The sequence below is a fragment of the Promicromonospora sp. NPDC050249 genome (assembly GCF_040656015.1).
Classification (GTDB): domain Bacteria; phylum Actinomycetota; class Actinomycetes; order Actinomycetales; family Cellulomonadaceae; genus Promicromonospora.
Map to the genome: position 1 here is coordinate 53926 of NZ_JBFAKY010000011.1, position 25764 is coordinate 79689.

A 25764-nucleotide genomic window follows, 5' to 3' on the forward strand; every position below is an offset into this window, starting at 1 on the left:
GGCTCACCGTAACCCGGTGATAAGCGACCGAAGTACCGCCCCCGGGCACCCAGCGAAAAGTCTGGAGAGCAGACCAACCCCGACGCGGGCCGTTTGGAGGGTTCAGACATGGCGTTCGGCTAGATCCGTCGGATGGGACCGATCTGGTTGTGGGTATCCGGCAGATCCCTTACCGGTCAACTCGTGCGGAGGGAGCGCCAGGGGATGCCCAGCTCGGCCAGGAGCTCGCGCAGCAGCGGCAAGCTGAGGCCGACGACGCCGTGGTGGTCGCCCTCGATGCGCTCGACGTACGGGCCGCCGAGGCCGTCGATGGTGAACGCCCCCGCCACGTGCAGCGGCTCGCCGGTGGCGATGTAGGCGTCGATCTCGTCGTCGTCGATGTCGGCGAACCAGACGGTGGTCGAGCTCGTGGAGCCGAGCGTGCCTCCGGTGCCCCCGGCGTCGTCGTCGCGCAGGTCGACCACCCAGTGGCCCGAGTGCAGCACACCCTTGCCGCCACGCATCGACCGCCAGCGTTCCCGCGCCACCTCGGCGTCGGCAGGCTTGCCCACGACGGCGCCGTCGAACTCCAGCATGGAGTCGCAGCCGACGACTATGACGTCGGCAGGGTCCTCGGCGGGCTCGGACGGCGTCCCGTCGGTGTCGTCGCCGTCCGACGCGCCGGCCTCGGCGTTGTCGCGGGCGTCCTCCAGCCGGGACGCCACCTCCTCGGCCTTGGCCTGCGCCAGCACGAGCACGGCGTCGGCGGGATCGAGCTCACCGAACCGTTCGGTGGCGTCGGCGAGGACCTTGTCCTCGTCCACGCCGGACACGACTACTTCCGGGATGACTCCGGCGGACTTCAGCGTCGCGAGTCGGGCGGGGGACTGTGAGGCGAGGACCAAGCGAGGCACGCGCGCCACAGTAACGAGAAAGTGGCCGCGCGAAACGGCAAATTCCAAAACCCCACGACGTGACCCACGTCACCCTTCTGTCACGGGCGTGACCGTTGCGCCTGGAACGGGCGCAGAGTCGCAACGGTCACACCCGTGACGGGCAGGTCAGGCCAGGGCCTCGCGCAGGGTGTCCAGGCCCACCGAGCCCAGGTTGAGCGCCCGCGCGTGGAACGCCTTGGCGTCGAAGCTCTCGCCCGCCGCAGCCTTGGTGGCGTCGCGCGTCTGCTCCCACAGCCGCTGGCCCACCTTGTACGACGGCGCCTGCCCCGGCCAGCCGAGGTACCGGTTGAACTCGAAGCGGATGAACGACTCGGGCATGTTCACGTTGGCCAGGAGGAACGGCCAGCCCTTCTCGGCGGTCCAGGTGCCGCCGCCCCACTGCTCCGGCGCCTCGAGGCCCAGGTGCACACCGATGTCGAACACGACCCGGGCGGCGCGCATCCGCTGGGCGTCGAGCATGCCGAGGCGGTCCCCGGGGTCGTCCATGTAGCCGAGGTCGGCCATGAGCCGCTCCGCGTACAGGGCCCAGCCCTCACCGTGGCCGGACACCCAGCAGGCGAGCCGGCGCCAGTTGTTGAGCGTCGCGCGCGCGAACACCGCCTGACCGCACTGCAGGTGGTGGCCCGGAACGCCCTCGTGGTAGACGGTCGTCTTCTCGCGCCAGGTGTTGAACTCCGTGACGTCGGACGGCACGGACCACCACATCCGGCCCGGCCTGGACCAGTCGTCGCTCGGCGGGGTGTAGTAGATGCCGCCCGACTGGGTCGGCGCGATCATGCACTCCAGGTCGAGCACGGGCTCCGGCACGTCGAAGTGGGTGCCGTTCAGCGCGGTGATCGCGTCGTCGGAGGTCTCCTGCATCCAGGCCTTCAGGGCCGCCGTGCCGATGAGCTTGCGCGACGGGTCGGCGTCGAGCACCGCTACGGCCTCCTCGACCGTCGCGCCCCGGCCGGCGATCTTGGCCGCCACCGACTCCTGCTCGGCGACGATCCGGGCCAGCTCCTCCAGGCCCCACTGGTAGGTCTCGTCGAGGTCGACCTTCGCACCCAGGAAGTACCGCGACCAGAGGGTGTACCGGTCCCGGCCCACGGCGTCGGCCTCCGGTGCCTGCGGTGCGAGGTCGTGCTCCAGGAAGTCGGCGAGCTTGCCGTAGGCGGCCTGTGCGCCCTGGGCCGCCCGCGCCAGGTCACCGGACAGCGCGTGCCCCTCGCCGAGCGCGGCGCTCGCGGCCTCGCCCGTCACGAACGACGTGAAGAACGAGTCGCCGGCTGCCAGCTCCCGCGCCTGCGCGACGCACTCACGCACCTGGCGGATGGCGGCGACGTCGCCCTTGGCCGCGGCGGCGGTGAGCGACTCGACGTACCCGTCGACGGCGCCCGGGAGGCCGCTCATCCGGGAGGCGATGTTCTCCCATGCCTCCACCGAGTCGGTGGCCATGATGTCGAAGACCTCGCGCAGTCCCTGCACCGGCGACTCGATGTTGTTGAGCTTGCGGAGGTACTCGCCGGCCTCGTGCAGCTCCAGGTCGAGCCCCACGCGCTCGCGCATGGCGGAGAGGGTCACCCGGTCGACGTCGTCCGCGGGCTCGAGTCCTTCGAGCTTCGCGAGGACCTCGCGGTTGGCCTGGGCGGTGGCTTCATGCCCGGCCGGTGAGAGGTCGTCCATCTCGTGGTCGTGGCCGGGCAGGCCCATGCCCGTGGCGGAGAGCGGGGAGAGCTCGGTGAGGCGGGTGACGTAGTCGTCCGCGACCGCGTCGATCGGCGTGGGGGTGCGTGTAGGGCTGACCATGAAGCGGAGCCTACGATGCGCCGTCGGCGTCGCGCAGGTCCTTTCCGGTCTGGCGGACCACCAGCTAAGGTCGGCGGCCAATAGCAATATCTCAACGGGGGCGTCGGAAGTTGGGTGATCAGTGTTGAATGAAAATATTGCGGTCGTAGTGGTTTTCTGCGTGCTGTTCGGAGGAGTGGCTCGGGTTAGTGTCGCGCTCTGGAGGAATTACCGGGATCCGTGGGGCGCGCTCGAGCGCGTCGAAATGGCTGCCGCGTCGGGAATGACAACCACGGATTCAAACCTGCAAAGGGCTCGTGTTCGCTCTCCGCTGGCGGTAATGATTGGCGTCTGGTCCTTACCGTTGTACCTCGCGCCCCAGATTGTTGACGTTGTCGCGACCTGGGATTGGAGCGCCTCACGTTCGCCATTTTCTGACCGTGCCCCAAACTTCGTCGAGCTCTTCGCTATCTTTCTTGCGGGCACGGGTATTGCGATCTATCTTCTACTTGTCTATTTCAATGTGCCTAAGATTCTGTCGCCGCGAGGGATGCGAAACGACCCGGGTCTCCTGGCTGTCCGCCGTTCGCTCTCCCGAGGGGAGGGGGGCGAATAATTTTTCCTGATCCAGGACGAAGATCGTGGGCCGTAGGCAAAGAGAGGCGACAAGAGGATGGCGGGCGACACCTGGATTCTTTTGTTCTCTGGGTGATCTGGGTCTTTGGAGCTCGGGACATTCATAGGCGAGGCTGTCGGGGCATCGTCGGGGTGGCGTTCGCCAGCGGCGCGAACAATGCGATCGGGCGAAATGCCCGGGCAAACACTGCCTCCGGCCGCAAGTGGTGGGAGTAGTAATGGGGTACTCAGGGCTCTTCGATGGTCCGCTCGCACCACTTGTCTGGATTTGCGCGCTCGCTCTTATCGCGGGAACGGCCTTTATGACACTCTTCCTGCCCGCGTACTGGCGTGGAGGGGACGGCTGGTTTGCCGATCGTGCAGAAGGTATGGCGGGGCAGATCGGGAGGCACCCCGGCGGCGAACGTGCATTCGTGCCCGTCTTGATTTGGGGCTGGGCGTTTGCAGTAGCTGCTCTCCTCGCCGCGTTGATGACGGTGGGCGGCTTTGCTAACGACGACGACCTGCTTATGCCGGGAGTGCTCGCGAGTGTATCGACGGCAGTGGTGGGCTTTGGCTTGCAGCAGTTGGTCATCTGGTTCAATCGGCCGACGTTCCTGGTGCCGCCGCGGTGGCGCGATGAAACGGGGGAATGGGAGCTGCGGCGCCAGCGTCGGGCCCGCCGGAGCGCGAGTTCGGACTCTCCTGTTTCAAGGACGCGTTCGAGAGCGCGTGGGGAGGCGCCTGTTCCCGGTTTGGATGTGGAACGGTTGCTAACGGCGGCGTTGGATGTCTCTAAGACGGCGAAGCAGCGGTCGCGTGCGGCGTCCGGGCTGGGGCGGTGTGCTGATGACCCGCGCGTCATCCATGCGGTCGTGAGTCTGCTCGATGACCCCGTCGAGGAGGTGCGTGACGAAGCCTATGGCCTGGTCGACGGGAGCGCGTATGTGAAGGTGTGGCCGGTGCTGGAACGCCATGTTGGTTCTGAAGACTGGCTTGCGCGCTTGCATGCTCTGAGCGCGATGTGGCGGGTCGATCCGAGTCGGGCGCTGCCGTTCGCTCAGCGTCTGCGGAGGGATGAAGAGGGCCTCGTGCGTGACGTCGCGACCGACATGGTCAATTCGCTTCCTGGCTGAACTGAAGACTGCGAACGAAGCTGGCACGCAGCGAATATCGCCGCGTAAGAATCGTCGAATCAACTGCCCGAAATTCTTGGAATTCTCACGCTTTACCCGCCGAGGAAGGAAAAGCGGAAGAGCATGTCCAAGCGGGTCGTTAAAGGTACGTGGGCAAAGCCGAACTGCTCGACGGCGATCGAGCCGTCGGCGTCAGGACCGCAAGCTCCAGCGCCACGCGTCCGCGTTGTGCCGCCCCGACCGCCCACCAAAGTTCTTGGCCGTCGAGGCCCCGTTCCCGCGCAGCGCCCGGGCGTGGTTGACCCACTCGTCGAGCGGCGCCGCGTCGTCGGGCTCAGTGCCCGCCGCGGCCACGGCGGCCAGGCCCGCGACCAGGGCGGCCACCTCGACGTCGTCGGGCTCGCCGCGGACAACACGTACCTCGGGGCTCACTCGTCGTCCTCCTCGTAGAAACCGAAACCGGGCGCCTCGCCGCGCGAGGCGGCCCACTCGGCGATGTCGTAGCCGCCCTCGGTGAGGTGCGTCGCGACGGACTCGCCGGCCGCGTCGAGCAGGTCGATCACGCCGTCCAGGCTGGCGTCACCGCCGCGCGCCGCGACGACGAAGCCCAGGTAGAACGACTCGCCGCCCTCTGGCAGCTCGGACTCGATGATCTCGTCGGGGTCGGTGCCGTCCTCCGGCTCCCACACCGACGACGTGAGGTCCGGGTGCATGCCGAGCGAGCCGTGCAGCGTGTCGAACAGGGCGGCGTTCAGGTGCCCCACCTTCGACTCGAGGGCCAGCACCCGCGGGTCCTCGTCCGCCTCCGCCGCGCCGAACTCGGCGCGCACGCCAACGGCCGTCCCCACATAGTCGTGCAGCGCAGCCGCCAGCGCGTCGACGGCACGGTGCATCGGCTCCGTGTCGACGCGGCCCATCGGCGCCGGGCCGTGGGTGGCGTCCTCGTGACTCATCTAGTTCCTCATCCCGTCCGAACTGCCTCGGTCCTCCCGCCGTCAGAGCGGGATGTTGCCGTGCTTCTTCGGAGGAAGCGTAGATCGCTTGGTGCGCAGCGCGCGAAGCGCACGCACCACCTGCACACGGGTCTCGGACGGGCGGATGACCGCATCGACGTATCCGCGCTCGGCGGCGTCCCACGGGTTGACGATGGCGTCCTCGTACTCGGCGGTCAGCCGGGTCCGCTCGGCCTCGACGTCCCCGCCGGCCTCCGCGACCGTCTTCAGCGCGCCGCGCTGCAGGATGTTCACCGCGCCGCTCGCGCCCATGACGGCGATCTGGGCGGTCGGCCAGGCCAGGTTGACGTCGGCGCCGAGCTGCTTGGAGCCCATGACGATGTAGGCGCCGCCGTACGCCTTGCGCGTGATGATCGTGACCAGCGGCACGGTGGCCTCGGCGTACGCGTAGATCAGCTTGGCGCCGCGGCGGATGATGCCCTGGTGCTCCTGCCCGACGCCGGGGAGGAAGCCCGGCACGTCCACGAACGTCAGGACGGGGACGTTGAAGGCGTCGCAGGTCCGCACGAACCGCGCGGCCTTCTCGGCGGCGTCGATGTCGAGCGTGCCCGCCATGGACTGCGGCTGGTTGGCGACGATGCCGACCGACTGCCCCTCCACGTGGCCGAACCCGACCAGCACGTTGGTCGCGAACATCGGCTGGACCTCGAGGAACGACTCCGGGTCCAGGACTGCCTCGATGGCCGTGCGCATGTCGTACGGCTGGTTGTCGCTGTCAGGGATGAGCTCGTCGAGCGCCTCGTCGTCGGCGGTGACCTCCAGCGGCGCGTCGTCCTCCGGCGGGAACGCCGGCGCGTCGGAGAGGTTGTTCTGCGGCAGGTAGCCGATCAGGTGCCGCACGTAATCGATGGCGTCGTCCTCGTCGCTGCCCATGTAGTGCGCCACGCCGGACTTCGAGTTGTGCGTCCGGGCGCCGCCCAGGGTCTCGAAGTCGACGTCCTCGCCCGTCACCGTGCGGATGACGTCCGGGCCGGTGATGAACATGTTCGACGTCTGGTCGGCCATCACGATGAAGTCGGTCAGCGCGGGGGAGTACACCGCGCCGCCCGCGCTCGGGCCGAGGATCAGGGAGATCTGCGGGATCACGCCCGACGCCGCGACGTTGCGCCGGAACATCTCCGCGAACTGCGTGAGGGCCGCGACGCCCTCCTGGATGCGGGCACCGCCGCCGTCGCTGATGCCGATGAGTGGCACGCCCGTGCGGAGCGCGAGGTCCTGCACCTTGGTGATCTTCTGGCCGTGCACCTCACCGAGGCTCCCGCCGAACACCGTGAAGTCCTGGGAGTAGATGCACACCTGGCGGCCGTCGATGGTGCCGTAGCCGGTGACCACACCGTCGCCGGCTATCCGCTTCTTCTCCAGACCGAAGTTGCGGCTGCGGTGCTTGGCGAGCGCGTCCAGCTCGGTGAAGCTGCCCTCGTCCAGCAGGGCGTCGATGCGCTCGCGGGCGGTCTTCTTGCCCCGCTTGTGCTGCTTCTCCTGGGCCGTCTGCTCGGGGACGTCGATGGCGGCTGCCCGGCGCGCGTCGAGGTCGTCGAGCTTGGCGCGCGTGCCGGCGAGGGTGGTGATGGCGTCGTTCACAGTTCGAGCGTAGTTGTCGGATGCCTCCCGCTCGATGCGTGAGCATCCAGCGGGTCACGCTGCTCCGTTGTGGGTTTCCTCCAAGGGCAGGTTCGGGGGCGAGGGGAGAGTATGGAGGGATGCGCCAGTCCCTGTATCGCGACAAGCTGACAGTCCCGGGGTTCGCGAGGGTCGAGGTCGTCGAGACCTCCCCCTCCACCAACGCCGAGCTCGTCACGGCGGTCCGGTCCGACCCGGCCGGCTGGCCGGCGCCGTCGGCCCTCGTCGCGGAGCACCAGACCGCGGGCAAGGGACGCGCCGGGCGCTCCTGGGAGACGCCGGCTCGCGCCGGCCTCACCGTGTCGGTGCTGCTGCGTCCGCGGGTTCCTGCCGAGGCGCTGGGCTGGCTCCCGCTGCTGGCGGGGCTCGCGGTGGTGCGCACGGTGTCCGACGGCGGGGTCACCGCCGCCGTGAAGTGGCCCAACGACGTGCTGCTGCCCGCCGTCGACACGGTCGCCGGGCTGGGGCTCTACCGCAAGGTCGCGGGCATCCTCGCCCAGGTGGTGCCCGAGGTGCCGGGCGCACAGCGCACGCCGGGGCCGGAGGCACCGGCGGTGGTGCTCGGGATAGGCCTCAACGTCTCGCAGTCCGCGGAGGAGCTGCCCGTGCCGACGGCGACGTCGCTGGCGCTCGCGGGCTACCCACGGCCTGACCGGACCGACGTGCTCGTGCGGCTGCTGGGTGAGGTGCACGCCGTCGTCCGGCGGTGGGAGAAGGCGGGGGGCGACGCCGCGGCGGCCGGTCTGCTGGACGAGTACACGGCGGTGTCCGCGACGCTCGGCACCCGCGTCCGCGCCGAGCTCGCCGGGGGAGCCGGCACGCTGTCGGGCGAGGCGGTCGGTCTGGACCGGTCGGGGGCGCTGGTGGTGCGTACGGAGTCCGGCGACGAGCGCACGGTGACCGCCGGCGACATCTGGCACCTGCGGTAACCCTCCGGGTGAACTGGCCGGTCAGACGGGGTGAAGTCGGCGGCAATCCCTGCCGCGTGCCGTAGCGCCTCGGGTAATGTCCGCCGGAGCGATGGCAGGCAGGAACGGGCGTGCGACGGCAGGAGACGCCATGGAGGCAGGTCGAGCCACGGCCGGGGTGGCCAAGGCGATCGTCTGTGCGGCGGCCATCGTCGCGGTGTACCTGATCAGCACGGTGCGCCTGGACCGGGGAATCGTCCAGACCGACGGAACTCCGACGGCGGGCCTCGTCGCTGCCGGTATCGCCTGGCTCCTGGTCGTCTGGGTCCTGCTCTCCCGCGACGACGGCGTGCGCGGTGTGCAGCTGGGACTGTGGAACGTCGTCACGGTCGTCGGGATGCTGCTCGTGCTCATGGGCATCCCGCTCGTCCTGACGCTCATGGCCTGACGCTCACGGCCTGACATCCCGCGGATCCATGCGGGTGCATGAGGCTCGCGCGCCTACAGTGGTGACGTGCTCCACAATTCCGAGACCTCTCACACCCACCACGACGCACCGGGTGCTGACACCGCGGCCCGGCTCGACGAGACGCTGCTCGGCGGCGCCCGCCGGTACACGCTGTCGCAGGTGGTGGAGCTGACGGGGCTCGACAAGCAGTTCGTCACCCGGTACTGGCGCTGGATCGGCCTGCCCGTCACGCACCCGACCGAGACGTGGTTCACCGACGCCGACGTCGAGGCGCTCAAGGACGCTGCCGGCCTGTTCGACGAGGAACAGATGGACGAGCGCGCCCAGATGACGTTCATCCGCTCCGTCGGCCACACGGCTGACCGGTTGGCGCTGTGGCAGGTCGAGGCGCTCGTGGAGCATCTCGCGCGGCGCTACGAGCTGGACGAGACCTCGGCCCGCCTGCTCGCCCTGGACAAGCTCCCGGAGATGACGGAGATGCTGCAGGGGCAGCTCGAGCACGCGTGGCGGCGTCAGCTCGCGGCGCTCACCGGGCGCATGGCCATCGAGTTCGCGGGTGCGCACTCGGACGACCGCAGCGACACCCACCAGCTGCCCCTGCTGCGGGCCGTCGGGTTCGCGGACATCGTCTCGTTCACGAAGCGCACCGCCGGGCTCGGTTCGGAGGAGCTCGCGGAGTTCGTGCAGCGGTTCGAGGCCGGCGCGCGCGACATCATCGTCAACGCGGGCGGCCGCGTGGTGAAGACGATCGGTGACGCGGTCCTCTTCGTGACCGACGACATCTCCACCGGCGCGGAGGTGGCGCTCGGCCTGGCGGAGACCTCCGGCGCGGCCCTCGGCACCGCGGCTCCGGGTGATCCGGAGATTCCGGTGCGGGTCGGGCTGGTGTGGGGGCGGGTGCTGTCCCGGTTCGGCGACATCTTCGGTCCGACGGTCAACCTCGCGTCCCGCCTCACCGAGCAGTCGGACCCCTCGACGGTCCTGGTCGACAAGGACACCGCCGCGAAGCTCGCGACGAGCTCCCGCTACGCGCTCACGGCTCAGCCCGTCCGGGAGATCCCCGGCATCGGCCCGATGGCGCCGGTGCGTCTCCAGCACGCCTACAGGGGCTGACTCGAAGCAGTCAGCTCGGAGCAGTCAGGGGCACTCAGCGCAGCGAGCGCATCGCGCCTGGTAGCAGCCTCAGCTGTGCCCACCGCTCGGCGGCGAACGTGCGCCGGTCGCCCGACGACCAGCGGCGGTCGAACAGCCGCTTCGCGGCGGCGACGGCCTCGGGTCGCCGCTCGGCGATCCGGCCGGCCAGCGCGAAGGCCTCGTCCAGCGGCGAGTCGGTGACGGTCCCCGCCAGGCCGAGCCGGCCGGCGTCGGCCCCCGTGAACTCCTCGGCGGTGAAGGTGAGCCGCTTCGCCGTCTCGATGCCCACCAGCTGGGTCAGCGCGCGGATCCCCGACATGTCGGGGACGAGGCCGCGCTCGACCTCCTTGACGCACCAGCGGGCGTCCGGGGTCGTGAGGCGCAGGTCGGCGGCGAGGGCGATCTGCACGCCGGCCCCGAACACGTGGCCGTGCACGGCGGCGATCACCGGCACCGGCAGACGCCGCCACGCCCAGCAGGCCTCCTGGAACAGGTTGGTGCCGCGGGGTGTCGGCACGAAGGCTCGCGCCACCGCCGCCGGGTTGCGGGCCGCGGCGCCGAGATCGAGCCCCGCGCAGAACGAGCGGCCGTTGCCCGAGACGACCACCGCGCGCAGCCCCGGGGTCCGCCCGAGCCTGCGCGCGGTCGTCCTGAGCTCGCCGAGCATGTCGAGCGACAGCGCGTTGAGCTTGTCGGGCCGGTCGAGACGGACGTCGGCGATCCCGTCCGAGATGCTGCAGGTGATGCGGCTCCCGGACGGGACCGTCGACTGCGTGGCGCTGGCGCTCATGGGGCGCAGCCTACGCACCGCCGCCGGTCAGCGACGTCGTGCCGGTCGAGCTGGTCAGTCCTCCACCTGCTCCGGGTCCTCCGGGTCCTCCGGGACCTCCGGGATCTCCGTGTCGACGCCCTCGTACGGCGGGACCTGCACCGTGCGCGCACCGGGCTTGCCGCCCAGGACGATGGTCCGGTAGCTGACGTTGTTCGACGCCGTCCGCTCGTGCAGGTTGCCGTTCGGGTTCACGGTGATCTTGATCTGGTAGGTCCCGTTGCGCACACCGGTCAGGTCGAACGCCTGGGTCTGGTACTGGCTGTAGGTGTCGCCCCAGCCCGCGGGCAGGACCTCGCGCAGCCACAGGGCGGACCTGTCACCGCAGGCGCTGTCGAGGCCGGTGGCCTCGGGCCGCCAGACGGCGCCCTTCACCGACAGGTCTACGGGGTCGGTCGGCACGAGGCACCACGACTGCTTGCCGCTGGTCGTCACCAGCTTGCCCTTCGGGGTCACGAGCTCGTAGCTCGCGAAGTCGAGGAAGTGCCAGTGGTCGTGCTCGGGCGCCTCGTGGTACTCCATGGTGCCGGTCTTGGTGCTGCCGACCTCCTTACCGTCCCGGTAGAACATCTGGTAGGCGTCCATGACCTCGGCCGAGCCGCGACGGTAGCCCTCGACGACCAGCGGGCCGGGTCCTGCGTTCCACTCGTGGGCGTGGAAGGTGAGCCGGTCGATGCCCGCCTCGTCCACCTCGTTGCCGATCTGCCACGCCGGTACGGACACGAGGTCCGGGAGGCTGTCCTTGGCAGGCTTCTTCGTCGTGGGCGTGCTGCCAGCCTGGCCGAGCGACGGGACGTCGCCGGTGTGCTCCTGGGTGTCCAGTGTGAAGAGGTTCGTGCGGTGCTCGCTGCCCGAGCTCTCGGAGTGGCTGCCGTGGGCGCCGCCCTGCGCGCGCAGGTTCTCTGCCCGGGTGGTCAGCGCGTCGTCCTCCGCGAGGGTGCTGAAGCCTTCGGCGGGCTCGCCGAGGAGCTCGCTCGCGATCCCCTCGCACCCCCAGATCTGGCACTCGTCGACGATCTCGATCTGCTGTGTCACGGAACGCCCCTTGGCGGGCAGGCCGAGGAAGTCCGCCACCGTGCCGTTGATGGTGGTCGTCATCACGAGGTCGGTGCGCTTCGTCTTGACCTCGAAGTACGCGTCGAGCTTGGCGGCCCAGCCCTCCTCGACGCCGAACACCGTCGACTTCGTGAACCAGTTGCCACCGCAGAACGACGGGTAGAGCGGCTCGGTGCGGCCGGTCGGCTGGATGCGCTGGCGTTCGCCACCACCGGTGCAGAGGCTGCGGGTCTCCTCGAGGAGCACCTTGCCCTTGGACGTGGCGATCTTGACGGTGAGGCCGCCCTTGAAGCCGTTGAGCCCGTCGACGATGGCGGCGGGGGCCTGCGTGGTGGTGCGCTTGTTACCGCGGATCACGGTCTTGGTGAGCTTGACCGGAGCGGACGCCGTCGCGCGCTTGGCCTGGAACTCGTAGCCCTGGCCGTATGCGCCGAGCCAGACCGGCGAGTCGATGTAGACGAACCCGTCGTACGCGTAGGCCTGCGCAGTGTCACCCGTCGGGACGAGGTTGAGACCACGCCGTGGTGCGGACCCGGCCGACTCCGTGGTGGTGTCGGCGACGGTCGTCGCCGCGGTGGTGGTGGCCGGCTGCGTGGCTGCGGAGGCGGGCACGACGTGGGCCGCGGCTCCCTCTCCGAGCAGCCCGAGCGCGAGTGTCGCGGCGACGCCCATCGTGAGCAAGCGAGGCGATGGACGGGACAAACTGCGAGCGGTCATGAATCCCCCAGGGGTGAGGACAGAGGAACCTGTCGCACCTATGGACGCTCGGGCCTGCGGAAACGTTGGCGTCCTGGATGAGTTCACCCGCCGTAGTCACCTAGAGGGCTGACGTGGTGGGTTGGTCAGGGTCGGCGCGGACCCGGCGGTCAGACGGCGCGCAGCGCACCGGGCCGCCTGCCGGCCAGCCCGCCGAGCGCGTCCGACGTCGCCTCGTCCGCCGGGAGGAGCACGACCAGGCGCTGGCCGTCCGCGTCGGGCAGCGCGAGGGTCTCGCGGTCCAGCCGGAGCTCTCCGGCCTGCGGGTGCCGCATCCGTTCCGTGCCGGTGCGGTGGCGCGGTATCAACGGTGCGGCATACCGGTCGGTGAACTCCGCTCCCGCCAGCACGGCCATGGCCTCGGCGAGCTCCGCGACGTGCGGGTCGCCCGGCAGCGACTCCATCCGGAGCGCCGCGACCTGTCGGTCGGCTTCGTTCGCCCAGTCCGGGAACGCCTCCCGGGCGCGGGGCTCGGTGAGGACGAACCGGAGGAGGTTCGGGTGGCTGTCGTCGAACAGGCCGAACGGTTCGAGCAGACGGCGGTACGTGCTTGTCGCTGCCAGGACGTCGCCCACGCGGTTGAGCAGCATGGCCGGTGACGGCTCCAGCCGGTCGAGGAGCGCACGCACGGGCGGCCGCACCGAGTCCGCCGGCGGGTCGGTGGTGCAGGCCCCGTTGGTTCCCTTGCTGGCGCGGAGCAGGAGGAAGCGGTCCGCTGCGGCCAGCCGGAGCGCATCAGCCAGCGCGCCGAGGATCTCCGGGGACGGATGCTTGTCCCGGCCCTGCTCCAGGCGCGTCAGGTACTCGACGCTCACCTGGGCGAGAGTGGCCAGCTCGGAGCGGCGCAGGCCCGGGGTCCGGCGTCGGGTGCCGCGCGGCAGGCCGACATCCTCCGGTGCGAGGGCCTCGCGATGAGCGCGCAGGAGCGCACCGAGCTCACTGGTCATGCACATCACCCTAGACGGGCGGGGTACGCGGAGGGTGGCCCGCTCAGGGCCAGTCTCCGGGCGGTCTGGTTGACCGACGGCGGTCCGCGCACGGTTGAGCCATGGACATCGGACTTCAGGATCGGACAGTCATCGTGACCGGCGCGTCGGGCGGCGTCGGGCGGCGGATCGCCACCGCGTTCGCGGCGGAGGGCGCGAACGTGGTGGTCACCTACCGCGACGCCCGTGACGAGGCGCAGAAGGTGGCCGACGACATCGGCGACCGCGCCGTCGTCGTGCGGTACGACCAGGCGGACCCGGCGGCGCCCGCGGCGCTCGTGGCAGCGGCCGTTGAGGCCACCGGGCGGGTGGACGTGCTGGTCAACAACGCGGTGGCCTGGGGAGACATGGTGCCCTTCGACACCGTGCCCGACGAGGAGTGGACGGCGTTGCTCCGCAGCAACGTCGAGGGCGCCATCCGGCTGACGCGCGCCGTGACACCGCTGATGCGTGAGGCGCGCTGGGGGCGGCTCGTGCACCTCTCGTCGTCGCTCGTGACCGACGGCGTGGCAGGCGGCGAGTACTACACCGCGGCCAAGGCGGCGCTGCACGGCTTCAGCCGGTCGGTCGCGTTCTCGCTCGGGCAGGACGGCGACCTGCTGTCCAACGTGGCGATGCTGGGCCTCACCCGGACGGCCACGAACACCCACATCGTCGACCAGGTGGGGCAGCTGTACGCGGAGCGATCCCCGCTCGGCCGGTTGCTGGACGCGGCGGAGGTGGCGACCGCCGTCGTCTGGCTGGGCTCCTCTGCGAACACCGCGGTCAACGGTCAGGTGGTCGGACTGACCGGCGGGGCGTAGCCGTATGACACGATGCGAACGTGCTGAAAGTCGTTCTCTTCGATCTCGACGACACACTCGTGGACCAGGAGGGCGCCTCGCGCACGGCGCTCCTTGACTGGCTGCCCGAGCTGGGGCTTGGCCTCGACGACGTGGAAGAGCTGGTCGCCGCGTGGCTCGCCATCGCGGAGGAGGCGTACGCGCGGTACCAGCGCCGGGAGATCACCTTCCAGGACCAGCGGCGGGTCCGGGTCCGCGAGTTCCTGGGCGCTGATGCCACCGACGCCGAGGCGGACGAGCTCTTCTCGGGGTACCTGTCCCGCTACGAGCGTGCCTGGATCGCGTTCGACGACGCCGTGCCCGCGCTGCGCCGGGTGCGCGACGCGGGCCTCGTCGTCGCACTGCTCACCAACGGCGACTCGGCCCACCAGCGGCACAAGCTCGACCGGACGGGGTTGGCCGAGCACCTCGACGTCGTCGTCGCGTCGGACGACCTCCCGGCGGGCAAGCCCGACCCCCGCGCGTACGCCGCGACGTGCGAGATCCTCGGCGTCGTGCCGGGGGACGTGCTGATGGTCGGCAACGACGTCGAGAAGGACTTCCAGGGTCCGCTCGACGCCGGGCTGGGCGCCGTGCTGCTGGACCGGCACGACCGGCACCCGGACGTCGCGGACCGGATCCGAACCCTGGCTGACGTACCGCTGGCTGGTTAGACGGCCTGATCCCTCGAGGCGGCGTTGTTCGGCTGAGCCGAACTGTTCGGCACAGTGGTCCGTGGGCCCGGTCAACGTGCTGTTGACCAGTTGCATCGACGCCGATCGCCTCAGACCAGTACCGGCTCCGGGTCCCGCGGCTCCGGGTCCGGCTCGATCAGCGACGGCCCGTTGTTCTGCACCCTCCCGACGGCGTCACCCACCGGCCGTGTGGTCAGTGGTGTGTTGTCCACCGTCAGCAGCTCGGACGCGTCGCGGACCGTCGGATCCAGCCACGTGTCCCAGGCATCCCGCGGCAGCACCAGCGGCATGCGGTCGTGGATCGCCGCCATGGCATCCGACGCCGGCCGGGTCACCACGGTGGCCGACACCAGCCAGCGGTCGGGGTCGGTCTCGCTCGCCGCGGGGTTGCGCCAGAACTCGTACAGGCCGGCGAGGGCGGCAACGCCGGCGTCCGCGGGGTGGATCCAGTACGGCTGCTTCGGGACCTTCTTCGAGCCGGTCGTCGGCAGCGAGAGCTTGCGCCACTCGTAGTAGCCGTCGGCGAGCACGAGGCAGCGCCGGGCCGCGAACGGCTTGGCGAACGCCGGCTTGTCGAGCAAGGACTCGGACCGTGCGTTGATCATGCGCGCGCCCACGCCGGGGTCCTTGGCCCAGGACGGCACGAGCCCCCAGCGGGCCAGCCGCATGGACCGCGCCACCTCCGTCGAGCCCTTGGCGGCGCGCTCGACCACTATCCGCACCGGGTCGGTGGGCGCGACGTTCCAGGACGGCGGCAAGAGCCGCGCGTCCTCGGCGAGCTCGGCGATCGCGAGCTCGTCAGCGAGGTCCTGGGTGTCCGTGAAAGAGGCGAAGCGTCCGCACATAGGACCAGCATGCCCTGAGCCACTGACACTCGCGGGCCCGGTGAACGGGGCGCGCACGAGGCGGGAGATCGAGATCACTCTGTTCAGGGTCGTATCGATTCGATAGAATGGGAGCCATGCCATCCGAAGCGCCGTCGAGCGTGCCCTCAGTCATGCCCGCGCGCCGCGCTCCGTCGCCTCGATCGGCCCTCAAGTGGGTGATCATGCTCGGTGCGCTGGCGTGCCTGCCCGCCCTCACCGTCGACATGTACCTCCCCGCGCTGCCGCAGGTCGCCTCCGACCTCGGCACCTCCGACGCGCTCGCTCAGCTCACCGTCTCGTGCATGCTCATCGGCGGTGCGCTCGGCCAGCTGGTCATCGGCCCCCTGACCGACCGCTTCGGCCGTCGGCTGCCGCTGATGATCGGCATCGGCATGCACGTCCTGGTCTCGCTGGCCTGCGCCATCGTGGACGACATCCACCTGCTCATCGGGCTCCGCCTGGCGCAGGGGTTCTTCAACTCGGCGGCGAGCGTCGCGGCCATGGCCACCGTGCGGGACCGGTTCGTCGGCGCCGAGGCCGCCCGCATCCTGTCGCGCCTCATGCTCGTGATCGGTGTGGCACCGATGCTCGCGCCGTCGCTGGGCTCGATCGTCCTGGAGGCGTTCGAGTGGCGCTGGATCTTCGTGGTGCTCGCGCTGATCGGCGCGACGCTCGCGGTGATCGTGTTCTTCGTGATGCCGGAGACGAACCCGGTGGCACGTCGCACCACCGGCGGCGCGTCGTCGGTGGTGCGCGGCTATCGCACGCTGCTCCGCGACAAGCACTTCATGGCGTTGGCGCTCATCCCGGGGCTCGCGATGGGTGCGCTCCTGAGCTACGTGGTGGGCTCGCCCTTCGTGTTCCAGCAGGGATACGGCCTGACGCACGGGCAGTTCTCGCTCCTGTTCGCGATCAACGGGCTCGGCCTGGTGCTCTCCGCGCAGGTCAACGCGGCGCTGGTGCGGCGGGTCGCCCCCATCCGCCTGCTCCGCACGGCCCTCGTGGCGCAGCTCGTGATGTCCCTGGTGCTGCTCGCGGTCGCGATCACGGAGTTCGGCGGACTGATCGGCCTGCTGGTGGCCCTGTGGCTGGTGCTCGCGTTCCAGGGCCTCATCCCGGCCAACGCGTCGGCCCTGGCCATGTCCAGGCACGGCGAGATCGCCGGGACGTCGGCGGCGATGATCGGCGCCATCCAGTCGCTGCTGGCCGGCGTCGTGTCGCCGATCGTCGGCCTGCTCGGCAGCGACACCGTCGCCATGTCCTCGGTGATGCTCGGCGCGGGCCTGCTCGCCTTCGTCGTGCTGGCCTCGGCCACCCCCGCGTACCGCAAGGGCGGCTGGCACGCGCCGATCTGAGTGTTCATCCCGAGGTCGGGCGGGATTCACCAGGACGTCGGCTCCGCAGACTTGGCTCGCACGCATGAGTACACCCATGCGCACCCGCGCCTCGCGCGCGGTGGCCGCCGCCGCGGCCGCCTCGCTGCTGCTCCCCGCGGCCGTCGCCGTCGCAGCGCCCCAGCAGGGCCCCGGTCCGAGCTCTGAGCACCACGGCGGCACCTACCTCGCCGCCACCCTTGCCGGTCGCGCCACGCTGTCGGCCGACTACCTGGCCGAAGGCCCGCCGTCGGGCGCCGCGGCATCGCCCGGCAACGGGCGGCAGGGTCCATGGGACGGGCAGGTGATCCCCGGCTTCTCCGCGATGGTCGACAATCACGACGGCACCTTCTGGGCCCAGCCGGACAACGGCTTCGGGGCCAAGGGCAACTCTGCCGACTTCCTCCTGCGCAACTACCTGGTGCGCCCCCAGTGGAACACCGGCAGCAAGGGATCCGGCGCGATCAAGGTGCTCGACTTCGTCGAGTACAACGACCGCAACGACGTCCTCGACTTCGACATCGTCAACGAGGACACCGACGAGCGGCTGCTGACGGGCGCCGACTTCGACATCGAGTCCCTCGTCCGCGCCGCTGACGGCACGTTCTGGGTGGGCGAGGAGTTCGGCCCGTTCCTGCTGCACTTCGACGAGGACGGCACGCTCCTGGAGGCCCCGTTCGAGTTCCCGGACGGCAAGTCGCCCGGGAACCCGTACCTGGAGCCCGGTGAGAAGCCGAACGTCGGCGGGAGCCGCGGCTTCGAGGCGATGGCCTCGGTCGGCCGCTACCTCTACCCGGTGGTCGAGGGCGCCCTGGCCGACGACGCCGACGTCCGCCGCCGCTGGATCTACGAGTTCGACACCCGCCGCGGCGAGTACACGGGCAAGCGCTGGGCGTACCAGACCGACCAGCAGGCCAACGTCATCGGCGACGCGTTCGCGACCGGCCGCGACACCATGCTGGTCATCGAGCGCGACGACTTCGAGGGTGACCAGGCGGTCACCAAGCGCGTGTACGAGATCGACCTGGGCCGGAAGGACCGCGACGGCTTCGTCAAGAAGGAGCTCGTGGTCGACGCCCTGCGGATCGCGAACCCGCGCGGCATCGACAAGGGCGAGGGCTACGGCCTCGGCGGGACCTTCAGCCTGCCGGTGCAGTCCTTCGAGACGGTCCTGTTCGTCGACCGGGACACGCTGCTGATCGGCAACGACAACAACTACCCGGGCAACGACGCGCGCGTCACCGGCACGCCGGACGACACCGAGATGGCCCTCGTCGACCTCAGGAAGAAGCGCGTGACGGACGACGGCGTCACCGTCGTCGGGCACCGCGGCGCCTCCGGCTACCGGCCCGAGCACACGCTCGCGGCGTACGAGACCGCCATCAACCAGTGCGCGGACTACATCGAGCCCGACGTGGTCTCCACCAAGGACGGCGTGCTCGTCGCCCGGCACGAGAACGAGATCAGCGGCACGACCGACGTCGCCACCCACCCCGAGTTCGCGGACCGGCGCACCACGAAGACGATCGACGGCACGTCGATCACCGGCTGGTTCACCGAGGACTTCACGCTCGCCGAGCTGCGCACCCTGCGCGCCAAGGAGCGCCTGCCGCAGGTCCGGCCGCAGAACGTCCCGTTCGACGGGCTCTACCTCATCCCGACCCTCGACGAGGTCCTCGACCTGGCCCGCAACAGCCGCAGCTGCGACGGCGCGCCCGTCGGCGTCTACCCGGAGACCAAGCACCCGACGTACTTCGACTCGATCGGCCTGTCGCTCGAGGAGCCGCTCGTGCGGGAGCTCGGCCGGAACGGATTCGACCGCGCCGACGCCCCGGTCATCGTGCAGTCCTTCGAGGTGGGCAACCTGCAGGACCTCGACGACCTGACCGATGTCCCGCTCGGCCAGCTCATCAGCAGCAGCGGCGCGCCCTACGACTTCGTGGCCGACGGCGACCCGCGCACCTACGCGGACATGGTCACCCGGAGCGGGCTGCGCGAGATCGCGTCCTACGCCGACGGCATCGGCGCGGAGAAGAACGTGCTGATCCCGCGTGAGGCCGACGGCACGCTCGGCGCCCCGAGCACCGTGATCCGCGACGCGCACCGTGTCGGGCTCGAGGTGCACACGTGGACGTTCCGGCGGGAGAACCAGTTCATGTCCGCCGAGTTCCGGTCCTCGACCGACCCGAACGGGATCGGCGACCTCGTGGCCGAGATCCGCGTCTTCATGAAGGCGGGCCTGGACGGCTTCTTCACCGACAACCCGGACCTCGGCGTCGCCGCGGTCCGCTGACCAGCACCCCCACTTAACGGGCCCCGTGCCGGGGTACATGCCTATGCTCCGCATGTGCCCCGGCACCTCAGCAACCAGCGCAGTCACCGCGTCGCGCGAGCCGTGACGCTCTTCGTCGTCGGTGCGGTCACTCTCGTGGCCGTCGCCGGCGCGGCCGTGTACCTGGACCTCAAGGAACAGGTCGGCGTCAGCGACGTCTCCGGCCTGGTCCAGGTGCAGAAGCCCGCGGATCCCGACGACCCGTTCACCGGGCGCAGCCTCAACATCCTCGTGCTCGGCACCGACCTGCGCGGCGGCGAGAACACCGAGATCGCCGGCGAGGGCGACGGGGGCATGCGGTCGGACACCACGATGCTCGTCCACATCTCCGGGGACCGGTCACGCATCGAGGTCGTGTCCATCCCGCGTGACTCGCTGGTCGACATCCCTTCCTGCAAGCTGCCCGACGGCAGCGAGTCCGGCGCGTCGTACGGCATGTTCAACAGCGCGTTCACCATCGGCGGCGGCGCCGAGGAGGACCTCACGTACGCCGCCGCCTGCACCATCTCCGCGGTGCAGAGCCTCACCGACGTTCCCGTCACCAACCACATGGTCGTGCAGATGGACGGCGTGGTCGAGGTCGTCGACGCGCTCGGCGGGGTGCGCATGTGCCTGCCCGAGCCCCTCGTGCAGAACCCGGCGTACGGGCGCTTCGAGCTGCCCGCCGGAGAGCAGACCCTCGACGGGCGCCAGGCCATCGGCTTCCTGCGGGCCCGCCACGGCACGGGCCTCGGCCTGGAGCAGGGCAGCGACCTCACGCGGATCGCGCGGCAGCAGGCGTTCGTCGACTCTCTGGTGCGCCAGGTGCTGGACCAGAACGTCGTGACCAACTCGCCGCAGCTCTACCGCACCATCCGGGCGGTGCTCCACGCGATCTCCGCGGACCCCAGCCTGGCCGACCCGGCGGCGCTCGCCGGCCTCGCCTTCAGCATCCGGGACATCGACCCGGCGAACATCGTCTTCACCGAGCTGCCCGTCGTGGCCGCCCCGACGGACTCCAACCGGGTGGTGTGGACCGAGGATGCCGCGGCGATCTGGGCGCGGCTGGCTGCCGACGAACCGCCGCCGGGGCACGAGACGCCCGCACCGGGCGCTGCCGGCGGTGGCAAGGAGCCGGAGGAGCCGTCGGGCGGGTCGGCAGACCCGGCGGACGGCCCGGACGCGGGCGAGGAGAGCGGCTCGGAGGGCAGCTCAGGTGGCTCAGGTGGCACGACGACGCCGTCGGACCGGCCGGACCCGTCTCCGTCGCCCTCGCTGCTGCCCGGCGTCTGCGCCGACTGAAGTCATGGCGCGAGCTGGAACCTGCCTGGGAAGCCCAGGACTTATTTACACGATTGTTGCACTGAGGCCATAGTCTCCGGTGCGTGGCGAGTGACTTCTGGACGGCAGTCCGACCTGTCGGCGAGATTATCCAAGGGGTACCCCGGCACGCTCGATCGGGCGAACGCCAGCCCCGTCACGTGCGTAGCTGGCGCAAGATGTTCGTGCTCCGGGGCGTCACGATGAGCGTCGTGGGGGTGATGGCGTTCGGTTCTGCCGCGGCGGCGACGGCGTACCACAACGCGATCGCGCAGATCGATGTCCAGGATCTGGACGGCCTGGTGGCCGAGCAGGTCAAGCCGAAGGACCCGTCGGACCCGTTCAAGGACGAGCCGGTCAACCTGCTGCTCATGGGCACAGACATCCGCGACGGGAGCAACGCCGACATCGGCGGGACCGTGAGCGGCATGCGGTCCGACACCACGATGCTGGTGCACATCTCGGCGGACCGGGAGTGGATCGAGATCGTGTCGCTGCCACGCGACACCTTCGTGGACATCCCGTCGTGCCAGCTGCCCGACGGCAGCCAGACCCAGCCGTACCGCGACAAGTTCAACGCGTCGTTCGAGGTCGGCAGCGGCGACACGTCGCTCAAGCATGCCGCCGCGTGCACGATCAACACGGTCAACGCGATCACGGGCGTGACCGTCACCAATCACGCGGTGGTCAAGATGAACGGCGTGATCGACGTCGTCGACGCGATCGGCGGCGTGAAGATGTGCCTGCCCGAGGCGATGCACGGTGACCCGAGGTCGGCCCGGATCGACCTCGAGGCCGGCGAGAACCGGCTGGACGGCAAGACGGCGATCCAGTTCCTCCGGGTGCGCAAGGGCACCGGCATGGGGCTGGAGATGGGCAGCGACCTGACTCGTATCGAGCGCCAGCAGTCGTTCATCAACGCCACGCTGCGCCAGATCCTGTCCGCCGAGACGCTCGCCGACCCGACCAAGACCTTCCGCCTGATCAACGCCGCGCTGGGCTCGCTGAGCGCGGACCCGGACATCGCCGACCCCGGCAAGGTCGCCGGCCTCGCCTGGTCGCTCCGGGAGATCGAGAAGCGCAACATCGTCATGACGAAGATTCCGGTCTACGACACCACCGAGGGGGCCGCCAGCGGGATCGCCTGGGGTCCGGAGGCTGCCGAGATCTTCCAGCGCATGGCGTCGGACACCCCGCCCGACAGCGTGGTGCTTCCCGAGGCGGAGCCGTCGGGCTCGCCGAGCGCGAGCGGCGGTGGGACCGAGGGCGGCTCGGGGGGCGGCGGCGGTGGCGGTGACGCCGGGACCGGCGAGACCGACGCGGGTACCGGAGACGCTGGTGGAGGGACCGAGACCGGTGGCGACGCCGGTGACCCCTCGGCCGACGAGACGGGCACGTCCGACGGGACGACGAAGCCCGTGACACCGAAGCCCAGCCCGAGCCCCGAGGTCCTGCTCGAGGGCGTCTGCGCCTGACGGCTCAGGGCCTGACGGCTCAGGCCCCGCCGAGGACGAGCGAAGCCGCCACGACCACCATGGTCAGCGCGACGATGCTGTCGAGGACGCGCCACGCGCCCGGCCTCTCCAGCAGCGGCGCGAGGTAGCGCGCCCCGTAGCCGAGCGCGACGAACCAGACGGTGCTGGCGACGCAGGCGCCGAGCCCGAACCACCAGCGGTCGTCGCCGTGCGTCGCGGCGAGCCCGCCCACGAGCACCACGGTGTCGAGGTAGACGTGGGGGTTCAGCCAGGTGAGGGCGAGCGTCGTGGCGACGGCGGCACCCACTGTCCGGTTCGTGACGCTGTGCCGGCCCATGACCACCCGCTGACCCTTGACGGCGCGGTACCCGGCCATGCCCCCGTAGACGAGGACGACGAGGGCGCCTGCCCAGCGTGCGATCTCGACGACGAGCGGCGCGCTCTGGATCATGGAGCCCAGCCCGCCGACCCCTGCCGTGATCAGCAAGAGGTCGCTCACGGCGCAGATGCCTGCGACGAGCCCTACGTGCTCACGGCGCAGCCCCTGGCGGAGAACGAAGATGTTCTGCGCCCCGACGGCGACGATGAGCGATAGACCGAAGGCCATGCCTGCGAGGGCGGAGAGCATGGCTGAACGGTAAGAAGTTGGGCGCGGGATGTCCGGTTCATGATTCGGAAGTGCAGAAGACTGAATCACGGTTAATGATGGGGGTACGTCCAGATTTCACGCAGGTAGTAGCTCTCGTGTTGCTTCTTTTCGCAGTGCTGTCGTGACCCTGTCCAGCACGGCTGAGCGCAGCTTCCACTGCTGCAGGTGGAGCGGGACGTCGACCGTCGTGGCGGGCTCCAGCAGTGCGATGTCGTCCCCGGCGGCGCGCCCGCCGAGGGAGGGCGTGTCCAGGAGCATGCCCCAGCCGAGGCCGAGGTAGATGCTCTCCTCGTACTCGACGGTGCTCGGCACGTGGTGTCGCGGTGGCCTGGCCCCCGGTGCCCGCTCGCGCAGGAACATGTCCTGCAGGTCGTCCGTCCGGTCGAAGACGACCACCGGTGCGGCGGCCAGGGCCTCCGCCGTCGGGCCGTGGGGGAACCAGCGCCGCGCGAAGGCGCGGGTGCAGGCCGGCCGGTACCGCATGATGCCGAGCGGGGTGCTGCGGCAGCCCTGGACCTGCGCCGTCTGGGAGGTGACAGCTGCCATGACGACGCCCTCGCGGAGCAGGTCCGCGGTGCGGCTGTCGTCCGCGCGGTGCAGGTCGAACGTGACCCCCTCGACCTGGGCGAGGGCCGGCAGTACCCAGGTGGCCAGCGAGTCGGCACTGACGGCGAGGGGCACGGTCACGAAGTGGCCGGCCGTGCCGCCGTCGGCCCCCTGGTCGTCCGGGTGCTCACGCGGATCGTCCGCGCCGAGCTCGGCCGCGACCTCCGCGCCGAGCAGCTCCGTCTGGCGGGCGAGGCGCAGCAGCGCCTGGCCCGGCGCCGTGGCGACCACCGGCCGGGCACGCCGCACGAGCACGCTGCCCGCCGCGTTCTCCAGCGCACGGATGCGCTGGCTCACGGCGGAGGGCGTCACGTGCAGTGCCCGTGCCGCCGCGTCGAACGAACCCTCGGCCACCACGGCGGCCAGTGCTTCGAGCTGGCGGGAGTCCCATCGCATGCCGCCAGTCTGCCGCATCTTCAGTTCTGCTTATGTGGCCTGAGAAACATGAACTGGTCTTCACTCGCTCCGCTGCCTAGCGTGGAGGACATGCTCACCCTGTTCGCCGGACTCGGATTCGGTCTCTCGCTCATCGTCGCCATCGGTGCCCAGAACGCGTTCGTGCTGCGCCAGGGGCTGCGTCGTGAGCATGTGGCCGTCGTCGCGGCGATCTGCGCGGTCTCCGACGCGCTGCTCTACGCGGCGGGCGGTGCGGGGTTCGGGCCGCTGGTGGAGCGCTGGCCCGACGCGGTGGAGGTGATGCGCTGGCTGGGCGCCGCCGTCGTGCTGGGCTACGGGGCGATGGCCGCCTGGCGCGCCGTGCGCGGCGACACCAGGCTCGCGGCGGCCGAGGACGGCGCGCTGGGCGACGCCCCGGGCCGGCGCCTGCGGCCGGTGGTCCTCACGACGCTCGCGCTCACCTGGCTGAACCCGCACGTCTACCTCGACACCGTGCTGCTGCAGGGTTCGGTCGCGGCCACCTACGGCGACGACCGCTGGCTCTTCACCGCCGGGGCGATGGTGTCGAGCGTCATCTGGTTCTGCGGCCTCGGCTACGGCGCCCGTCTGCTCGCGCCGGTGCTCAAGCGTCCGGGCGCCTGGCGCGTGGTCGACGGCGTGATCGCGCTCATCATGCTGGCCGTTGCGGTCTCGCTGCTCGCGGGCTGACGGGCTGACCGACCAGGCGTGGCCGGCTAGCTCAGCGGGACCCCCAGTCTGGCCAGGCGGGTCGCCGCCTCGCGCAGCACGGACTCCTTCTTGACGAAGGTAAATCTGACGTGCGAGGCGAGCGCCCCCGCCGTCGGCGAGCCCGCGCGGCAGAACGCCGCCGCCGGGATCGCCACCACGCCGGCGAGCTCGGGCAGACGGCGGCACAGCTCGACGCCGTCGCGCAGCCCGAGGCGACCGAGCAGGTTCGACGCATCGGCCATCACGAAGTACGTGCCGGCCGGGCGGTTCACCGTGAAACCAGCCGCCTCCAGTCCCGCGCACAGGAGGTCCCGACGCTCGGCGAGGGCAGCGGCCAGGGCGCGGGGGGTGTCGTCGTCGGCAAGGGCCTGGGCGATGGCGGGCTGGAACGGTGCGCCGGACGTGTACGTGAGGAACTGCTTGACCGTCCGGACGGCGGTGACCAGGTCGGCGGGCCCGTGCAGCCAGCCGACCTTCCAGCCGGTGAACGAGAACGTCTTGCCCGACGAGGAGATGGTGAGAGTGCGCTCGGCCATGCCCGGCAGCGTGGCGATCGGGAGGTGCTCGGCGCCGAACGTGAGGTGCTCGTAGACCTCGTCGGTCACGACGATCGCGTCACGCTCCTGAGCCACCGCGGCGACCGCGGCCAGCTCGTCCCCGGTGAGCACCGCCCCTGTCGGGTTGTGCGGGGAGTTGAGCACGATCATCCGCAGGCGAGGAGAGGCGGCCGCGCGGAGCGCCTCGACGTCGAGCCGGAAGCCGTCCGGTCCGGGGACCAGGGGAGCCGTCACGTGCGTGGCGCCGGACATGCCGATCGAGGCCGCGTGCGAGTCGTAGAACGGCTCCAGCGTGAGCACCTCGTCGCCCGCACGGGTCAGCGCCAGGATGGTGGCGGCCAGCGCCTCCGTGGCACCCGTGGTCACGAGCACCTCGGTGTCGGGGTCGACGTCCAGCCCGTAGTGCCGCTTCTGGTGGTCCGCGATCGCGCGGCGCAGCTCCGGCACCCCGTCGCCCGGCGCGTACTGGTTGCGGCCCTCCTCGATCGCCCGGATCGCCGCCTGCTTGACGTACTCGGGGCCGTCGACGTCGGGGAAGCCCTGGCCGAGGTTGATCGCGCCGGTGCGGACGGCGAGCGCCGACATCTCGGCGAAGATCGTCGCGGCGACGGTGCCGTCGTCGGCGAGGAGGCCCGCCGCGCTCGCGGTGTCCTGCCAGCGGTCCTGGCCGCGGCCAGGTGAATGGAGGGAGCTCATGGGGTCGACGATATCCATCCCGCGTCCACCCCGAGTTCATCTCGGG

Annotated in this window: 23 protein-coding genes; 11 read left to right on the forward strand and 12 right to left on the reverse strand. The window is 70.6% G+C overall.

Features of this window, described 5'->3' with window-relative positions:
• Window positions 1-176: 176 nt before the first annotated feature.
• Entirely contained in the window at window positions 177-893 is a 717-nt protein-coding gene (locus AB0I32_RS11190; RefSeq protein ID WP_357505817.1) for a nucleoside triphosphate pyrophosphatase, read from the reverse strand.
• 147 nt (window positions 894-1040) lie between these two features.
• On the reverse strand, window positions 1041-2723 hold the full coding sequence (locus AB0I32_RS11195) for a DUF885 domain-containing protein (protein WP_357505819.1): 1683 nt from the start codon (window positions 2721-2723) through the stop codon (window positions 1041-1043).
• A gap of 917 nt (window positions 2724-3640) precedes the next feature.
• Between AB0I32_RS11195 and AB0I32_RS11200 the strand changes: the two genes are divergently transcribed.
• Complete coding sequence (locus AB0I32_RS11200) at window positions 3641-4453, forward strand: hypothetical protein (RefSeq protein WP_357505821.1); 813 nt, start codon at window positions 3641-3643, stop codon at window positions 4451-4453.
• 192 nt (window positions 4454-4645) lie between these two features.
• Here AB0I32_RS11200 and AB0I32_RS11205 read toward each other — a convergent pair whose 3' ends face one another.
• Genes AB0I32_RS11205 through AB0I32_RS11215 form a run of 3 tightly spaced genes read right to left on the reverse strand, consistent with a single transcriptional unit; the run spans window position 4646 to window position 7047 of the window.
• The gene (locus AB0I32_RS11205) at window positions 4646-4885 is read right to left on the reverse strand and encodes an acyl-CoA carboxylase epsilon subunit (protein ID WP_357505823.1); all 240 of its coding nucleotides are present in this window, start codon (window positions 4883-4885) and stop codon (window positions 4646-4648) included.
• Window positions 4882-5406 carry a hypothetical protein gene (locus tag AB0I32_RS11210; RefSeq protein ID WP_357505825.1) on the reverse strand — a complete coding sequence of 175 codons (525 nt, stop codon included), beginning with the start codon at window positions 5404-5406 and terminating at the stop codon, window positions 4882-4884. The genes AB0I32_RS11205 and AB0I32_RS11210 overlap by 4 nt, the downstream gene beginning before the upstream one ends.
• 42 nt (window positions 5407-5448) lie before the next feature.
• Window positions 5449-7047, reverse strand: a complete 1599-nt coding sequence (locus AB0I32_RS11215) for an acyl-CoA carboxylase subunit beta (protein ID WP_357505827.1) — start codon at window positions 7045-7047, stop codon at window positions 5449-5451.
• 119 nt (window positions 7048-7166) lie between these two features.
• On the opposite strand from AB0I32_RS11215, the gene AB0I32_RS11220 reads away from it, so the two are divergent.
• The 3 genes from AB0I32_RS11220 (at window position 7167) to AB0I32_RS11230 (ending at window position 9576) form a co-directional block, all read left to right on the forward strand.
• Window positions 7167-8015, forward strand: a complete 849-nt coding sequence (locus tag AB0I32_RS11220; protein WP_357505829.1) for a biotin--[acetyl-CoA-carboxylase] ligase — start codon at window positions 7167-7169, stop codon at window positions 8013-8015.
• Between the two features lie 130 nt (window positions 8016-8145).
• A complete protein-coding gene (locus AB0I32_RS11225; RefSeq protein WP_357505831.1) occupies window positions 8146-8442 on the forward strand; it encodes a hypothetical protein in 297 nt (98 codons plus the stop codon).
• A gap of 66 nt (window positions 8443-8508) precedes the next feature.
• A complete protein-coding gene (locus tag AB0I32_RS11230; protein ID WP_357505833.1) occupies window positions 8509-9576 on the forward strand; it encodes an adenylate/guanylate cyclase domain-containing protein in 1068 nt (355 codons plus the stop codon).
• A 34-nt stretch (window positions 9577-9610) separates the two neighbouring features.
• Here AB0I32_RS11230 and AB0I32_RS11235 read toward each other — a convergent pair whose 3' ends face one another.
• From AB0I32_RS11235 to AB0I32_RS11245, 3 genes are all read right to left on the reverse strand, one after another.
• On the reverse strand, window positions 9611-10387 hold the full coding sequence (locus AB0I32_RS11235) for a crotonase/enoyl-CoA hydratase family protein (RefSeq protein ID WP_357505835.1): 777 nt from the start codon (window positions 10385-10387) through the stop codon (window positions 9611-9613).
• Window positions 10388-10441: 54 nt separating this feature from the next.
• Window positions 10442-12154 carry a lysyl oxidase family protein gene (locus AB0I32_RS11240; RefSeq protein ID WP_357505837.1) on the reverse strand — a complete coding sequence of 571 codons (1713 nt, stop codon included), beginning with the start codon at window positions 12152-12154 and terminating at the stop codon, window positions 10442-10444.
• A gap of 194 nt (window positions 12155-12348) precedes the next feature.
• The gene (locus AB0I32_RS11245) at window positions 12349-13185 is read right to left on the reverse strand and encodes a helix-turn-helix transcriptional regulator (RefSeq protein ID WP_357505839.1); all 837 of its coding nucleotides are present in this window, start codon (window positions 13183-13185) and stop codon (window positions 12349-12351) included.
• 101 nt (window positions 13186-13286) lie between these two features.
• Between AB0I32_RS11245 and AB0I32_RS11250 the strand changes: the two genes are divergently transcribed.
• Both AB0I32_RS11250 and AB0I32_RS11255 read left to right on the forward strand, forming a co-directional pair.
• Window positions 13287-14027, forward strand: a complete 741-nt coding sequence (locus AB0I32_RS11250; RefSeq protein WP_357505841.1) for an SDR family oxidoreductase — start codon at window positions 13287-13289, stop codon at window positions 14025-14027.
• Between the two features lie 20 nt (window positions 14028-14047).
• Window positions 14048-14719: an HAD family hydrolase gene (locus AB0I32_RS11255; RefSeq protein WP_357505842.1), complete on the forward strand. Its 672-nt coding sequence runs from the start codon at window positions 14048-14050 to the stop codon at window positions 14717-14719.
• Between the two features lie 110 nt (window positions 14720-14829).
• On the opposite strand, the gene AB0I32_RS11260 is transcribed toward AB0I32_RS11255, so the two are convergent.
• Window positions 14830-15585, reverse strand: a complete 756-nt coding sequence (locus AB0I32_RS11260; RefSeq protein WP_357505844.1) for an SOS response-associated peptidase — start codon at window positions 15583-15585, stop codon at window positions 14830-14832.
• A gap of 116 nt (window positions 15586-15701) precedes the next feature.
• Here AB0I32_RS11260 and AB0I32_RS11265 point away from each other — a divergent pair, with 116 nt between their 5' ends.
• The 4 genes from AB0I32_RS11265 to AB0I32_RS11280 all read left to right on the forward strand — a co-directional run bounded on the left by AB0I32_RS11265 (window position 15702) and on the right by AB0I32_RS11280 (window position 22085).
• Complete coding sequence (locus AB0I32_RS11265) at window positions 15702-16961, forward strand: multidrug effflux MFS transporter (RefSeq protein ID WP_357505846.1); 1260 nt, start codon at window positions 15702-15704, stop codon at window positions 16959-16961.
• A gap of 64 nt (window positions 16962-17025) precedes the next feature.
• Window positions 17026-19272, forward strand: coding sequence for an esterase-like activity of phytase family protein (locus tag AB0I32_RS11270; protein ID WP_357505849.1), 2247 nt, complete (start codon window positions 17026-17028; stop codon window positions 19270-19272).
• A 54-nt stretch (window positions 19273-19326) separates the two neighbouring features.
• On the forward strand, window positions 19327-20592 hold the full coding sequence (locus AB0I32_RS11275; RefSeq protein WP_357505851.1) for an LCP family protein: 1266 nt from the start codon (window positions 19327-19329) through the stop codon (window positions 20590-20592).
• Between the two features lie 179 nt (window positions 20593-20771).
• Complete coding sequence (locus AB0I32_RS11280) at window positions 20772-22085, forward strand: LCP family protein (protein WP_357505853.1); 1314 nt, start codon at window positions 20772-20774, stop codon at window positions 22083-22085.
• Between the two features lie 19 nt (window positions 22086-22104).
• On the opposite strand, the gene AB0I32_RS11285 is transcribed toward AB0I32_RS11280, so the two are convergent.
• A complete protein-coding gene (locus tag AB0I32_RS11285) occupies window positions 22105-22713 on the reverse strand; it encodes a LysE/ArgO family amino acid transporter (RefSeq protein WP_357505855.1) in 609 nt (202 codons plus the stop codon).
• 96 nt (window positions 22714-22809) lie between these two features.
• Window positions 22810-23736 (reverse strand): LysR family transcriptional regulator ArgP, encoded by a 927-nt coding sequence (locus AB0I32_RS11290; RefSeq protein WP_357505857.1) that lies wholly within the window; start codon window positions 23734-23736, stop codon window positions 22810-22812.
• Between the two features lie 90 nt (window positions 23737-23826).
• Between AB0I32_RS11290 and AB0I32_RS11295 the strand changes: the two genes are divergently transcribed.
• Window positions 23827-24444, forward strand: coding sequence for a LysE/ArgO family amino acid transporter (locus tag AB0I32_RS11295; RefSeq protein WP_357505859.1), 618 nt, complete (start codon window positions 23827-23829; stop codon window positions 24442-24444).
• A gap of 26 nt (window positions 24445-24470) precedes the next feature.
• On the opposite strand, the gene AB0I32_RS11300 is transcribed toward AB0I32_RS11295, so the two are convergent.
• On the reverse strand, window positions 24471-25718 hold the full coding sequence (locus tag AB0I32_RS11300; RefSeq protein ID WP_357505861.1) for an aminotransferase class I/II-fold pyridoxal phosphate-dependent enzyme: 1248 nt from the start codon (window positions 25716-25718) through the stop codon (window positions 24471-24473).
• Between the last annotated feature and the right edge of the window lie 46 nt (window positions 25719-25764).

Excerpts from the sequence above, each read along its gene's own strand:
- AB0I32_RS11195 (WP_357505819.1), bottom strand. The coding sequence starts at position 2,723 with ATGGTCAGCCCTACACGCACCCCCACGCCGATCGACGCGGTCGCGGAC.
- AB0I32_RS11200 (WP_357505821.1), top strand. The coding sequence starts at position 3,641 with ATGACACTCTTCCTGCCCGCGTACTGGCGTGGAGGGGACGGCTGGTTT.
- AB0I32_RS11210 (WP_357505825.1), bottom strand. The coding sequence starts at position 5,406 with ATGAGTCACGAGGACGCCACCCACGGCCCGGCGCCGATGGGCCGCGTC.
- AB0I32_RS11220 (WP_357505829.1), top strand. The coding sequence starts at position 7,167 with ATGCGCCAGTCCCTGTATCGCGACAAGCTGACAGTCCCGGGGTTCGCG.
- AB0I32_RS11225 (WP_357505831.1), top strand. The coding sequence starts at position 8,146 with ATGGAGGCAGGTCGAGCCACGGCCGGGGTGGCCAAGGCGATCGTCTGT.
- AB0I32_RS11235 (WP_357505835.1), bottom strand. The coding sequence starts at position 10,387 with ATGAGCGCCAGCGCCACGCAGTCGACGGTCCCGTCCGGGAGCCGCATC.
- AB0I32_RS11240 (WP_357505837.1), bottom strand. The coding sequence starts at position 12,154 with ATGGGCGTCGCCGCGACACTCGCGCTCGGGCTGCTCGGAGAGGGAGCC.
- AB0I32_RS11245 (WP_357505839.1), bottom strand. The coding sequence starts at position 13,185 with ATGACCAGTGAGCTCGGTGCGCTCCTGCGCGCTCATCGCGAGGCCCTC.
- AB0I32_RS11250 (WP_357505841.1), top strand. The coding sequence starts at position 13,287 with ATGGACATCGGACTTCAGGATCGGACAGTCATCGTGACCGGCGCGTCG.
- AB0I32_RS11260 (WP_357505844.1), bottom strand. The coding sequence starts at position 15,585 with ATGTGCGGACGCTTCGCCTCTTTCACGGACACCCAGGACCTCGCTGAC.
- AB0I32_RS11265 (WP_357505846.1), top strand. The coding sequence starts at position 15,702 with ATGCCATCCGAAGCGCCGTCGAGCGTGCCCTCAGTCATGCCCGCGCGC.
- AB0I32_RS11270 (WP_357505849.1), top strand. The coding sequence starts at position 17,026 with ATGAGTACACCCATGCGCACCCGCGCCTCGCGCGCGGTGGCCGCCGCC.
- AB0I32_RS11285 (WP_357505855.1), bottom strand. The coding sequence starts at position 22,713 with ATGCTCTCCGCCCTCGCAGGCATGGCCTTCGGTCTATCGCTCATCGTC.
- AB0I32_RS11290 (WP_357505857.1), bottom strand. The coding sequence starts at position 23,736 with ATGCGATGGGACTCCCGCCAGCTCGAAGCACTGGCCGCCGTGGTGGCC.
- AB0I32_RS11295 (WP_357505859.1), top strand. The coding sequence starts at position 23,827 with ATGCTCACCCTGTTCGCCGGACTCGGATTCGGTCTCTCGCTCATCGTC.
- AB0I32_RS11300 (WP_357505861.1), bottom strand. The coding sequence starts at position 25,718 with ATGAGCTCCCTCCATTCACCTGGCCGCGGCCAGGACCGCTGGCAGGAC.